The 12,399-nt window shown below is 60.0% G+C and carries 9 protein-coding genes and 1 pseudogene; 3 read left to right on the top strand and 7 right to left on the bottom strand.

The genetic code is table 11. The features are described 5' to 3' along the window. Nucleotides 1-456 precede the first annotated feature (456 nt). Both V7M64_RS14690 and V7M64_RS14685 read left to right on the top strand, forming a co-directional pair. A complete protein-coding gene (locus V7M64_RS14690; protein WP_333680055.1) occupies nt 457-1,059 on the top strand; it encodes a group II intron maturase-specific domain-containing protein in 603 nt (200 codons plus the stop codon). 82 nt (nt 1,060-1,141) lie between these two features. Beyond that, complete coding sequence (locus V7M64_RS14685) at nt 1,142-2,002, top strand: pseudouridine synthase (protein ID WP_333680053.1); 861 nt, start codon at nt 1,142-1,144, stop codon at nt 2,000-2,002. On the opposite strand, the gene V7M64_RS14680 is transcribed toward V7M64_RS14685, so the two are convergent. Continuing rightward, nucleotides 1,917-2,792, bottom strand: coding sequence for a LysR family transcriptional regulator (locus tag V7M64_RS14680; RefSeq protein WP_333680052.1), 876 nt, complete (start codon nt 2,790-2,792; stop codon nt 1,917-1,919). The two genes, V7M64_RS14685 and V7M64_RS14680, sit on opposite strands and share 86 nt — an antisense overlap. A gap of 123 nt (nt 2,793-2,915) precedes the next feature. Here V7M64_RS14680 and V7M64_RS14675 point away from each other — a divergent pair, with 123 nt between their 5' ends. After that, the gene (locus tag V7M64_RS14675) at nt 2,916-3,647 is read left to right on the top strand and encodes a hypothetical protein (protein ID WP_333680051.1); all 732 of its coding nucleotides are present in this window, start codon (nt 2,916-2,918) and stop codon (nt 3,645-3,647) included. Nucleotides 3,648-3,755: 108 nt separating this feature from the next. Here the strand turns inward: V7M64_RS14675 and kbl are convergent, their stop codons facing one another. The 6 genes and pseudogenes from kbl to V7M64_RS14645 all read right to left on the bottom strand — a co-directional run. Continuing rightward, nucleotides 3,756-4,952: a glycine C-acetyltransferase gene (gene kbl / locus V7M64_RS14670; protein WP_333680049.1), complete on the bottom strand. Its 1,197-nt coding sequence runs from the start codon at nt 4,950-4,952 to the stop codon at nt 3,756-3,758. A 124-nt stretch (nt 4,953-5,076) separates the two neighbouring features. Continuing rightward, on the bottom strand, nt 5,077-6,678 hold the full coding sequence (locus V7M64_RS14665; protein ID WP_333680047.1) for a GGDEF domain-containing protein: 1,602 nt from the start codon (nt 6,676-6,678) through the stop codon (nt 5,077-5,079). A gap of 203 nt (nt 6,679-6,881) precedes the next feature. Continuing rightward, on the bottom strand, nt 6,882-7,175 hold the full coding sequence (locus tag V7M64_RS14660; protein WP_333680045.1) for a hypothetical protein: 294 nt from the start codon (nt 7,173-7,175) through the stop codon (nt 6,882-6,884). Between the two features lie 58 nt (nt 7,176-7,233). After that, nucleotides 7,234-8,061: an SAM-dependent methyltransferase gene (locus V7M64_RS14655; protein ID WP_333680043.1), complete on the bottom strand. Its 828-nt coding sequence runs from the start codon at nt 8,059-8,061 to the stop codon at nt 7,234-7,236. A 268-nt stretch (nt 8,062-8,329) separates the two neighbouring features. After that, nucleotides 8,330-11,998 (bottom strand): DUF748 domain-containing protein, encoded by a 3,669-nt coding sequence (locus V7M64_RS14650; protein ID WP_333680041.1) that lies wholly within the window; start codon nt 11,996-11,998, stop codon nt 8,330-8,332. Between the two features lie 227 nt (nt 11,999-12,225). Further along, nucleotides 12,226-12,399 (bottom strand): annotated as a pseudogene (locus V7M64_RS14645) (L-threonine 3-dehydrogenase); the annotation flags it as partial.

Here is a 12,399-nt window from a genome sequence, read left to right as displayed (position 1 = left end):
AATCGAACCGTTGCAGGCAGTATGGAAAAGCCCGGCACTCGCCGGGCTTTTTCTTTGTGCGCCCGGCAGGGCGCACTGCTAGGAGGTGAAAGACCTCTACTCGCCCGACAAGGGGGAAGAGTTAGCCGGAGGCAGGGGCGTTGCAGGTGACTGGACGTCTGGAGGAAGCCTGAGGCAAAGCGCTGGCCTGACGAACAGGAAGCGGATACGAGGCGACATGGTGGGGTAAGGCAGCAAAGAAGGCTAAAGCCCGATACTTGTACGGAAGACCATGGCGTAGATCCGACAGGCATAAGCGTGAAAGCAGATGCGTCATACCCGGGGAGGTCTCGCTTTGTGCCTGAAAGGGTGACGTGGAAAAAAACCACGGAGCGAGAAGTCAGCCGAGGCCATCGTAGGTGCAGTCAGACCGAAGGGCTGAACATGAAAGACCGCAATTAGGACGGTTGAAACTCGATGATCGTCGACGAAGCAGAAGCTCGCGCTAGCGAGGCCGTGGACTTGAGAGCGGGGCGGAACGCCGAAGGAGCCGTGGTCGAGCGTAACAACGTAAGGGCGGCGTACCAGAAAGTCGTACGCAACGATGGCGGACCGGGGTATCTGGGGTACACCATGACAGCGATCGCAGGCATACGCCTGCGCTTTGCCAGAGAAAGTCAGGTGCGACTCCAGCGGCGCGTACGCGAACTGCTACGCCAGGGGACAGGGCGAAGTCTGAAGCACACCATCGAAGTGCTCAATCCAGTGTTGCGAGGCTGGGCCAGCTACTTCCGGCTTAGCGAAAGTCGTAGGCCCTGGGAAGAACTCGATGGCTGGATAAGGCGTCGGCTGCGCGGCCTGATCTGGCAGCAGGCCAAGACCCGGCAACGGCGGACGGAGATGTTACGCAGAAGAGGGTTATCGGTGGTGCGTGCCTGGCACTCGGCCCGAAACGGACATGGTTCGTGGTGGAATGCGGGAGCCAGCCACATGAATGAAGCATTCCCAAAGGCCTTCTTCGACAAAGCAGGTTTGCTCAGCTTGACCGACACCGTGCACTATCTCCAGCGTCTGGCATGAACCGCCGTATGCGGAACCGCACGTACGGTGGTGTGGAAGGGGGGCCGGGACACCGGCTCCCTATCCGATTATCGTCGACACCATGACCCGTTCCCGCTCCCGTCCCGCGTCAGCATCGGCAAACCCCCGCCACGGCATCGCGCGCGTGCTCAGCAAGCTCGGCGTGTGCTCGCGCAGTCAGGCGGAAAAAGCCGTGCGCGAGGGCAGGGTGACCGTGGATGGCCGCATCGTGCGCGACCCGGAACGCGCCACCGATCCGGAACGCGAACGGGTCTGTCTGGATGGCGAAACGGTGGCCGCCGCCAAGCGCATCTATATCGCGCTCAACAAACCGCGCGGCGTTGTCGTGAGTGCTGCCGACGAGCGCGGTCGCGATACCGTGTATGAGTTGCTGGCGGGCGCAGGCCTGCCGTGGCTGGGGCCGGTCGGCCGTCTCGACAAGGCAAGCGAGGGCCTGCTGCTGCTCAGCAACGACAGCGTGTGGGCAGCAAGGCTGACCGATCCGCGCCACCACGTCGATAAGACGTATCACGTGCAGATCGACACGCTTCCCGACTCGCTTCTGCTTGATCGCATGTTGCACGGCGTCGACGACAACGGCGAGCGACTGGCCGCCAAGCGCGTTGCGCTGTTGCGCGAGGGTGAAAAGAACGCCTGGCTGGACGTCGTGCTCGACGAAGGACGCAACCGGCATATCCGGCGCCTGCTTGCCGCCCAGGACATCGGCGTGCTGCGACTGATTCGCGTAGCTATCGGCAACTTGGTGTTGGGTGATCTTGCCAAAGGGCAGTGGCGGCATCTGACCGCCAGCGAAGTGGCCAGCCTTTCCGGCTCATCGGCCCATGCTCAAGACACGTCTAAAACTGCGCGCGCTCCCGCACCGCCTGCAAAGTCCGTTCGATTGCAGCGTGATGGTGGTGCGGATTCAAGACGGCGTAGATAGTGTTGCGGCAACGCGCTTGCGGTTTGCGCAAAGCCACCGCCTCGCCGCGTGCTTCATGCTCCGCCATACAGGATGCCGGCACGATGGATATGCCGCGGCCTGCTGCCACCCAATCGAGCACTTCTTCCAGCTCTTCGAAGTGAGCGACGGTGTTGAGGTTCGTCATGTTCATGCCAAGCACTTGGGTAAACCAGGTCGCGAATACATAGTCACTTTCGTCATAGCTCACATAGCCGGCGTTGCGCAGTGACGGCGCATCAAGCGCAAGCGTTGAAGCGACATGCGGCGAAGCAATCAGCACGATCTCTTCTGCGTCGACAGGCGTGTGGCTGAGCCGCGCGTGCGTATCCATGCGATGCACAAAACCGAGATCACACGCGCCTGATTCCACGTGGCGAACCACATCTTCCGCCGTGGGATAACGCATGCGAATCGGAATGTCGGCCAATGGGCCATCACGGAACAGCGGCAGCAATTGATAGCGTCCAAAGCCACTGACCGTCGAAATGCGCAAGGGTACAACGGGTGACGCAGCACGGATTTCCTCATGCAACTTTTCCCAGTCGCGCCCCATCTCCTGGCAAAACGCCAGCAAGCGCTCGCCCGCCGCATTGGGTACCAATCGCCCGCCGCCGCGCTGGAGCACCGGCATGCCCAGTGCTTCCTCCAGCTTGCGCAATTGGTAGCTCACGGCCTGTTCAGTGCGGTGCAAAAGGCCGGCCGCGGCACGCAGGCTGCCGGCTTCGCAGACCACCCGGAAGGTATGCAGGTAACGCATTTCCACATTCATGGTCGTGTTCGCGCAGCTGCCGTGAAAAATTTTTTGAGGGTCAGGTCAAAAAGATTCGCATGGTTCTGCAAGCAGGGGCAAGCCTAGTATGACGCAGCTTTTGACTCCACCCACGAGGATTCCATGACTTGTCGCGCACTGTTCGCCGCCCTGGCGCTGCTGCTGATCTCGCCCGTCAAAGCTCAGCAAGGGCCTGCCGCACACTTCTTCGTCTATCAGATAAACACCGGCGCACAAACCAAGTTCGAGGAAGCTTACCGCCATCATCTGGATTGGCATCGCAACCATCACGATCCGCTGGTCTGGTATGGCTGGATGGTCGCGGACGGCAAGCGCGATGGCTACTTTATCGATGCGAATGTCGGCGAACCCTTCGCCGCATTCGATCATCGCGTTGACGTTGAGCAAGATGGCGCGGATTTCAGGGCCAACGTGACGCCTTACGTCACGCCCCAGGCACAACTTGCCTATGAGCTGTTGCCCCAGTTGAGTTACGGCACGCCACTGGAAAGCCGCAAGCCTAGCGATACGGTGCAAGTTACCTATTTCGACCTACATCCGGGCACGGAAGCGCGCTTTGAACATGCGCTGCAGGTGGCGCGCCGCGTGCTTGCGTCGATGCCTGCCGCGCCGCCGCATACCTGGTATCGCCTGGTGACGGGCGGCGACAAGCCGCAATACATGTTGTTGGTGGCGCGTGCGAACTGGGCAAGCTACGACACGTTCCGTGAAGACCTGGCCGATCTTCTGGCAAATGACCAGGGCGCTTTACGTGACTTCACGGACGCGGTGCGCTTGAGTACGACGGAAAGTTGGCAATATCGCGCTGACTTGAGCAACCTGCCGCAACATTGATGCTGATTAGTTGCGCCACGCATACATGCATGAGCATTGCCGGCGCGCCCATCTCACACAGGCGCGCCTTCTTTGGTGTATCCGATCGTCCGGCCTGCTGTGACGAATTCAGCCGATCACACCCAGGGAACGCCCCACCTTGGTAAACGCCGCAATCGCCCGATCCAGATGCTCGCGCGTATGCGCCGCACTCATCTGCGTGCGGATGCGGGCCTGGCCTTGCGGCACCACCGGATAGAAGAAGCCAGTCACATAGATGCCTTCATCCAGCAGTGAGGAAGCCATCGCCTGTGCCTTCTTGGCGTCGTAGACCATCACCGGCACGATCGGGTGCACGCCAGGCTTGATGTCAAAGCCGGCCTTCGTCATCCGCTCGCGGAAGTAGCGCGTGTTCTCCTGCACGCGTTCGCGCAGGTCACCCGCCGAGCCCAACATGTCGAACACCTTGATCGCGGCGGCGACCACATGCGGCGGCAGCGAGTTGGAGAACAGATAGGGACGTGAGCGCTGGCGCAGCATCTCGATGATTTCGCCATGCCCCGTAGTGAAACCGCCCAGCGCGCCACCGAGCGCTTTGCCCAGTGTGCCGGTAAAAATGTCGATCCTGTCCAGCACGCCATGCACTTCGGCCGAGCCGCGGCCGTGAGGCCCAAGAAAGCCCGTGCAGTGACATTCGTCGATGTGCACCAGCGCGTTGTACTTCGCGGCCAGCGCCGTGATCTGGTCCAGCGGCGCGATAAAGCCATCCATGGAAAACGCGCCGTCGCTGGTGATCAGCTTGGTGCGCGCCCCGGCCGCATCGGCCGCCTGCAGCTGCTTTTCCAGATCGGCCATGTCGCAGTTGGCGTAGCGGAAACGCTTGGCCTTGCACAGGCGGATGCCGTCGATGATGGAGGCGTGATTGAGCGCATCGGAAATAATGGCGTCTTCTTCACCCAGCAGCGGCTCGTACAGGCCGCCGTTCGCATCGAAGCAGGCGGCATAGAGAATCGTGTCCTCGGTGCCGAAGAAATCGGCGATTTTTTTTTCCAGCTGTTTGTGCAGATCCTGCGTGCCGCAGATAAAGCGCACCGACGCCATGCCGAAACCGTGGGTGTCCAGCGCCTCCTTGGCTGCTTGGATCACATCAGGATGGTCGGCCAGCCCCAGGTAGTTGTTGGCGCAGAAATTCAGCACCTTGCGGCCGCCTTCCAGCTCGATCTCGGCGGACTGCGGCGAGGTGATCACGCGCTCGGCCTTGAACAGGCCTTGTTCGCGAATGGATTGGAGTTCCTGGGTGTAGCGGGTCTGGCCGGGGTAGTTCATGGTCGGGGAATCGGGGTAGTGGGAAAGCGGCTATTGTGATCCGAGCCGGTGTTTGGGGGAACAGGTGCTGCAGCCTTCGGTGATATCTGCGGACGCGGGAGAGATGGCGGCTTGGTAGGTTGCGTCATTGATTTGCATTGCCGACATGAGAGACCTTGGCCAAATCGCCGTGCTCGGCGTAAGCGATGACACGGTTGCGCCCAATATGCTTGGCCCGGTACAACGCCGCATCGGCGTCTCGGCACAGCCGCTGCAACTCATAGCCGGAGGTCAACGTGGAAGCGAGACCTATGCTGGCGGAGAACGCTATCGAGTGCCCGTCTACGTTGACCGGCGTCGCTTCAATCGTCGTGCGAATGCAATCGGCAATGGCCGCGCCTTGCATGGGCGAGCACTCCATCAGCAGAATGCCAAACTCTTCGCCCCCAAGCCGGCCAAACAGGTCATGGGTGCGTAACGGCTGTTTGCAGATGGCAACGGTGTGCTTCAACACGATGTCGCCGAGGGCGTGACCATGCGTATCGTTGATCTGCTTGAAGTAGTCCAGGTCGATGAAGATCAGGCAGGCGGCGCCCTGCTTGCGTATCAATAGGCGCAAGGCGCGCTGCGCTTCGCTGATGAAGTGCTGGTGGTTGAAGATGCCGGTAAGGCCGTCGAGACGGGCTTGTTGTTGAAAGTGAAGCTGGGAGCGCTTGGTGCGGAATAGCCAAAAGATCACCGACGCCAGCACCATCAACAGCAACAGAATATAGAGCCGGCCGGTCTCGATTGCCTTGGCGGCTAGCGTCTGCTGCAACCGCAGGATGTTGTTCTGCTTGCTCAGCTTTTCCGTTTCAAGTCTTTGCGCGAGCATGTGTTGCTGTGCTACGTCGTAGGCCAGCGTTCTGGCATTGACGTCATTGAGATGGCCAATGTTTTGGGCGGCATAGCGCTCGTAATAATTTAGCGCTGCGATGGCGTTGCCATGCTTTTTTGCAATGAGATAAAGAATTTCGTCAGCGTCTCCCAACGCCTCGTTGATACGATCAGGAGAAGCGACAGCCAGGGCGCTGAGCGCAGCCGAGCGTGCTTGGTCATCCTGCCCGAGTTTCCAATACCCTTGAGCAAGCTTCAGTCCAAGGTTCAGCCTATTGTAGTAATTGGGGTTTGAGCGGATGCCTGGGGCAATACGTTGAAGCAATGTTATGGCTTTATCCGGCTGCCCCTCATCCAAGAAAAGGCTGGCCTTTGTGAGCCACAACGAATCAACAATGACCGGCTCGCCTGCGTTCTGGCAGGTCTCGATTCCTTGTTGTAGCTCCGGTGTCGTGGAGGCTAGCTTGTGACTCTCGTGAAGCACCTGTATGAGCAGTGCTCGCGGTTTACACGATGTTTCTCCCGCAGGAAGTGTTTGCATCATGTCGCGCGCATAGTTAGCTGCCAGGTCGTATTGCCCCGCTGATTTGAGCAACTGAGAGAGATAAAACAAGACCAGGAAGCGCGTCAGCTTATCCTGCGTCTTCGGCAGATCGGCTACCAGCCGATTGGCGAGTTCAAATGCCTCTGTATAGCGTTTGCTGCTACCCATGACGTTCATGAGAATGGCAGAGGCTTTGGCTATCAAGATTGAATCGCTGGAATGATCGATAATATCTCGCAGCATGGTCTCCGCATTGGCGTAGTCACCCTCAAAGGAAGCCTGGTACGCATCCAGGTAGCGCAACTGCCAGCGCTCATGCGACGACATGCGAGGAATTTGCTGGTGCAGTATCTCCAGGAGGTGCTGAAATCGTGGGTGATTGGATGTGCGAAGGCTTTCAGTTTGGACAAGCAGCGCCTCGATAGGGACCGCTGGTGTAGCCGCGCGTAGGGGCTGCATGAAAGCGCAAAAAGCCACGGCCACAAAAAGGGGCCATGGCCTGAAGCAGCGTCTCCGCTTCGACATGCAGCCTATCGATCGTGTGGTGGTTGGTCTTGATCGGGGGAAGATGGCGGAGTTGGAGCATGCTTGTCGTGGTCATGATCCGGTTCTTCCGTATGTGAGGGGCCATCCATATCCATCACTCTCATGGGCTTGTTGCCGAGTTCGGCAAACAACCAAGAGCGATCTCCGGACATCACTGCTGTTTTTAAAGCGTTCGTGGCGTCCGTCAGTTCCAAGGTTTCCACAAGTTTCTCGGCCGGAGCGCGACGGAGCGTGGCGCTCTTACCGATGGTTTCCAGCCATTCAATCGTATCTGCCATGTGCTTCCCCTTTCGTCAAGTTGACTGCTTTGATGCGTGGATGGAGCATTTTGCGAATTCATTCGAAGCCGATTTCCTTATCCAGCTCCGCCAGCCGTTCGCGCATGGGAAGGTTCGGCTTCAATGGTGTGGCTGGAGCCAGTACCACGGTCTCCTGGGGGGCGAGTGTGGTAACGGGCAAATCGCGCAATTTGATGCGTCGGACCGTGGGCTGCTCGATCGGCAGCGTCGCGCCGTGGTAAATGATCACCTCGTGATCGAGCGGGTAATCGTGGCTGAGTCTCTCCACCAGCAATTGCCGATAGGCCGGACCGGTTTCGAGCCGCGCCAGAGACCAGTCACCGACCACCGAGGCCTGCCATAGCACGACGTAGCTAGCAGGGTTGATTCGATGCTCGTAGAACAACAACTGGCTTGCTTCGAAGTGCTGACAGCCGAAACGGCCGGGATCGATGCCTAAATCGGCATAGAGGCAATCCTCGGCGGAGATGCCCGGCTCCATGTACGCTTGAAAACCTTCCGCACGGGCAACCTCGATGGCCTTGTGCGGTGACCAGGCGAAGATTCCGGGATGACCGTAGAACACTGCGCAGACATGCTTGCCTGCGCGTACTTCAGTCATGAACAGGTCCGCCCATTCCCGATAGGTTTTCATCCGTGACTTGCCCGCCCCGTAATAAGGCTGAAGGCTGCGCACATCCTTGTTCATGCGTTGCAGCCACATCTCCACGATATGGTCGGAAAGCGCTGCGAACACCACGTCGGCTTGTTCGATATGGTCGCGCGCCAAGGGTGTGAGGTGTGAGCCCAGGGTGATGCCCAAGCCGACGCAGGCCAGGCTGCCGCGCGGGAGGTCGTTCGAAGAGGAAACAGGGGCAGCATGCATGGCGGGGCCTTCCTTAGTAGAGATGGCCGGGCCAGGTGCGCCCGGAGACGGGACAACAGCACAGCTAATGCAAGGGGCGTGCCTTTGCTTGCGGCAAACGTTTACGAGCGGCTGATGCCGCAAATCTGTGCGGTCGCCTAGGTTTTGCGGTGCGCCAAGGGCGTGACGGGCAACGTCCACTTCTGACCCTATGACGTGGCCCGCAAAATAAGCCTTGCAGCGCTTCCCGATGCGGGGATTTCATCCCAGTCTACGCGTCCATGCGCCATTACATATGCAAGCCAAAATCGTCGCGCGTCGTCTTGCCTTTATCGTCGATGCCTTTTGCATCCATTTTCGGCGCCAGCACGAACACGCGGTTGTCGGCGATCTTGCCATGCAGGTATTGGCGTACTGCGTCGGCGCGACGCTCGGCCAGGTGGCGAAGCGCATCCTGATCAACCGTGACGTGCGCTGACATCATCTTGATCATTTCTGCGGGCGGTTGCGATTTGGTCAGGCCAATCAGATCGCGCGGTTTTTTGAAGCTGGCGTGCTTGTACGCCTTGGCCAGATATTTGTTGTAGTCGTCGGTACCCGGCTTTACGGGCGCAGCTTTGGCCGCGGCAGTACCGATATCGTCAGCTTCCTCCTTTTGCACCATGTCGTCGACGGTGACTGAGCGTAAACCTTGTTCGTCAACGCTGGGATCGACACGGCCGGTGATATCGAGCTTGAGGTCGGCTTTCTTGTTGAGCACATCCACCACGTGCGCAAGCTTGTCCTGCGACGGCGCGTCGAGCACGGCCGAACCCGGCGCGAATTCGACATAGCCGAGATCCTGTCCGCCACCGACACCGCCACCACCGCCGATCGAACCGAGCAAGCGGAAGGGTGACGTTACCGCGCGCTTGAGCAGATTCACGAAGGCCTGCCAGATCACGCCGCCGAGGCTGAAATCCGGGTCGTTGAGCGAACCGGATACGGGCACGTGAATATCGATATTGCCGTTGGAATCCTTCAGCAGCGCCACCGCGAGTTTCACCGGCAAATGGCTGATGCCGGGACCTTCCATGCGGTCACCGAAGGTGAGCTGGTTGAGCACGATGTGGTTGTCGGCATTCAACTTGTTCTGGTCGAGTTGATAGTGCACGTCCATCGTCAGCCGGCCCTTGGTGATCGGGTAGCCGGCGTATTTGCCGGAATAAGGCGTCAGGTGCGTGAGTTCCACATCCGATGCGGTGGCCTTGATATCCAGGAACGCCATCGGCGTGAGTGGGTTGATGGAACCTTGAATGCTCACCGGCGAGTTGTCGTCCAGCTCGCCTTGCAGGGTGACATCGGCGGGCCTGTCGCTGGTGTCGGTACCGAACGCACCGATCTTGCCGGCAAGCTGCGTAATGTTGGCGGTGTAGTTCGGCTTGATGAAGTTGTCGGTGTAATTGAGATTGCCGTTGGCCAGCGTGATCTGGCCGATGTGAATATCGGTGGGCGGCGCCGTGGCCGTGGAGGTGGTGGCGATCGTTGCCGTAGTCGTGGTGCCGCCACCGGGGGCGCGCGAGGATTCTTTTTCGGGTGGCGGCGGCACGTTCAAGGCGGGTGCCGGGCCCGCCTGCTCGCGCGTCACCGACACCGGCGCTTGCGCAGGATTGGAAATCACATCCTGCAGGTTGAGCCGGCCGTTGGCATTGACGATCACGCGGGCGTAGAAATCATCGAGCGCAATGGCGCCAAGCTCGATCTTGGGCGCATTGCCGCCCACCTGCACTTGCATGCCGTTGATCGCCACGGCGTTCCAGCGCAGGAAGTCATCGCCGGTGACTTTGTCCTGCACGCGGACGCGGCTCAGCTGCATACGGCCCTGATAGGCCATCAGCGGCTGCGGCTTGTGATCGTGGTAGCGAATGCGCCCGTTTGCGCTGAGTTGCGCGCTGTCGAGGTTGACGTTCAACGGCACCTGCACCAGCGATGCGAAGGGCGCGACGTTCAATTTCGTTGCCACGATGCGCAGATCGGCGTCCAGGGGGGCGGGCTTGAGATTGCCATCCACCTTGAATTTGCCGCGGCCGATGCCGCCGCTCAGTTCCAGTTTGATCGGCTTGCGCATGTCCTCGGAGAGATTGTCGAGGCTGAATGTATTGGCCGCGACTTCGATGCGTCCGCGCCTGGTGGGCAAGCTTGGATCGGCCAGCGCAAACGTGCTGCCATCGATGATCAGGTGCGCGATGCTCCAATGCCATGCGGGCGAACCGGCCTGCTTGCCTTTCACGGGCGGCGACGGTTTCGTCAGCGTGGTGAGATCGATATTGCCGTTCTTCAATCGCCGCGCGTCGATCTTCAAGCCGTGCAGGGTCATATCGCCAAGTTGCGCGGTGCTGCTGCCAAGGTCGAGATGGTGGATGCCCACCGTGAGCGCCTGCCATGACACCGGCTTGCGATCGCGTTGCGTCAGCGCGAAATCGTTCACGGCCAGCTTGCTGTCGTCCATGGTCAAGGCGAGCGTGCCGCTCCAATCCACTTTTTGATGCGTGTCGCCATCCAGCGTACCGCTGGCAATCTGTGCGTTCAGCGCGGGACCGAAGGCCGCAAGCGGTTGGATGCCGACATGGCTGGCGCTGATCTGCCCCTCAAAACGGCTGGCGTGCATGAACAGGTTGCCAGCGACATGCAGGCTGCCGCCGGCAAGGGCGGCGGTCAGATCGACCACGCCAGGTTGGGCGGAGACCGTGGAAAGGCCGCGAATCGTACCCTGCATGTTTTCCAACGGCAGACGCGCGGGCGTGGGGCCGCTGAAGTCGGCATAGTCGAGTGTGCTGTTTTGCAGCGCGAGCGTGCCAATCAACGTATCGGTAGGCGGCGTGCCAGGTTTCGGCGGCGGGGCGTTCTTGCCGAGCAGTTCATCGAAATTCGTGCTCCCGCCAAGCTGCTTGGTGTAGTGCAGGGCGGTGTGATCAAGCTGGATGCTGCTGAAGTGATAGCGCGACTGCAGCGGCTGCACGTCTTGCAGTGTGGCCACGCCATGCCCCAGTTCCAGCATGGGAGCATGCTCGTGCGTGGTCATGGCAAAGTTATCCAGCTGTAGCGTGCCTCGCAGCAGCAGTTGCGGCGCCGGTTGTGCCTGCACGAAGTGAATCTCGAGCGTGCCCGACAGCTGGCCGCTGGGAATATCGGCCGGCAACGGTGTGGGTACGTAGGCCAGATACTTGGCCAGGTCCAGGTGATCCATGTTGAAGCTGATCACCGATTCGCGGCTGCTGGCGAACGGCTTCGTTTGCCCTTGGATGCGCAGTGGGCTGCCGTCCACGCGCATGGCCAGCAGCGGTTGCACGAAGACGTTCACGTCATGCGGCAGGTTGGCGATGAACGGAACGCCCAGTTCAAGCTGCTCCACGCGATGCACGGCGTTCTGCACCTTGTCGTCGAAACGGATGTCGCCGTTGTGCACGCTGATGTTGTAGACCGCAAAATGCGTCGGCGGCGCGTTGGGGTCGGAAGGCTTCGACGCGAAGCGCTGCACGATATCGGTGAAGTTGAAAGTCTGCGGACCGCTGCGCGTGATATGGATCTGCGGATGCTGCAGAGTCAGTTCGTCCAGCACCGGCGCCAGGTGGAACACCGAACTCCACGATGCGTTCACTACCAATTGATCGAGATCGACGAAGGGCGTGGTGCCGTCGCGCTCGCCGATGTGCAGCTTGTCCACCGTCAGCCGCATCGTGTAGGGGTTCAAATGGATGGCGCCGATCGTGACCGGCCGGTCAAGCTGGGTGGCCAGCTGCTGTTGGAGCCGGCTCTTGATGATGCCGGGCGCAATGAAAAAACCGAACAGGCCAACGATGGCCAGGAAGATGACGATCACCAGCGCGGTGATGCGCATGCGGCGTGAGCGATACAACCCGATGGCGCGTTCGCGGCCGGCCTTCATCAAGGCGTCGGGTGACAGGTTCCGGTTTGTCATGCCGTCGATGCTCCTTACGTGACATCGCGGACCGACCGTGCCGGCACAGCAAGCCGTGCACTTTCCCCAAGCTTGAAGTTCATGTCGGCACGCTTCCGGCGGAGTGTAGCGTGCGGTGTAGGAATTGCGTAGAACTAGCGGAAGGCTTTTCTGGCCGATTCAGCCTTCACGACGCCATAAGGCCATCATTCCCGCTTGCGCGGGAATGATGGCCGGAAAGAGCGGGCTTAGTGCCAGGAACAAACCACCTTGCCACAGTTGCCGGCGTCCATCAGGTCAAAACCTTTCTGGAAGTCGTCAATGTGAATCTGGTGTGTCAACACTTTCTGCAGCGGGAAGCCGGTGAGCACCATCTGGGTCATCTTGTACCAGGTCTCGTACATGCGGCGGCCGTAGATGCC

The sequence above is a fragment of the Dyella sp. genome, from assembly GCF_036746095.1.
GTDB lineage: Bacteria > Pseudomonadota > Gammaproteobacteria > Xanthomonadales > Rhodanobacteraceae > Dyella_B.
Note: the sequence above shows the minus strand (reverse complement) of the source record. Positions and strands in the feature narration are given on the sequence as shown.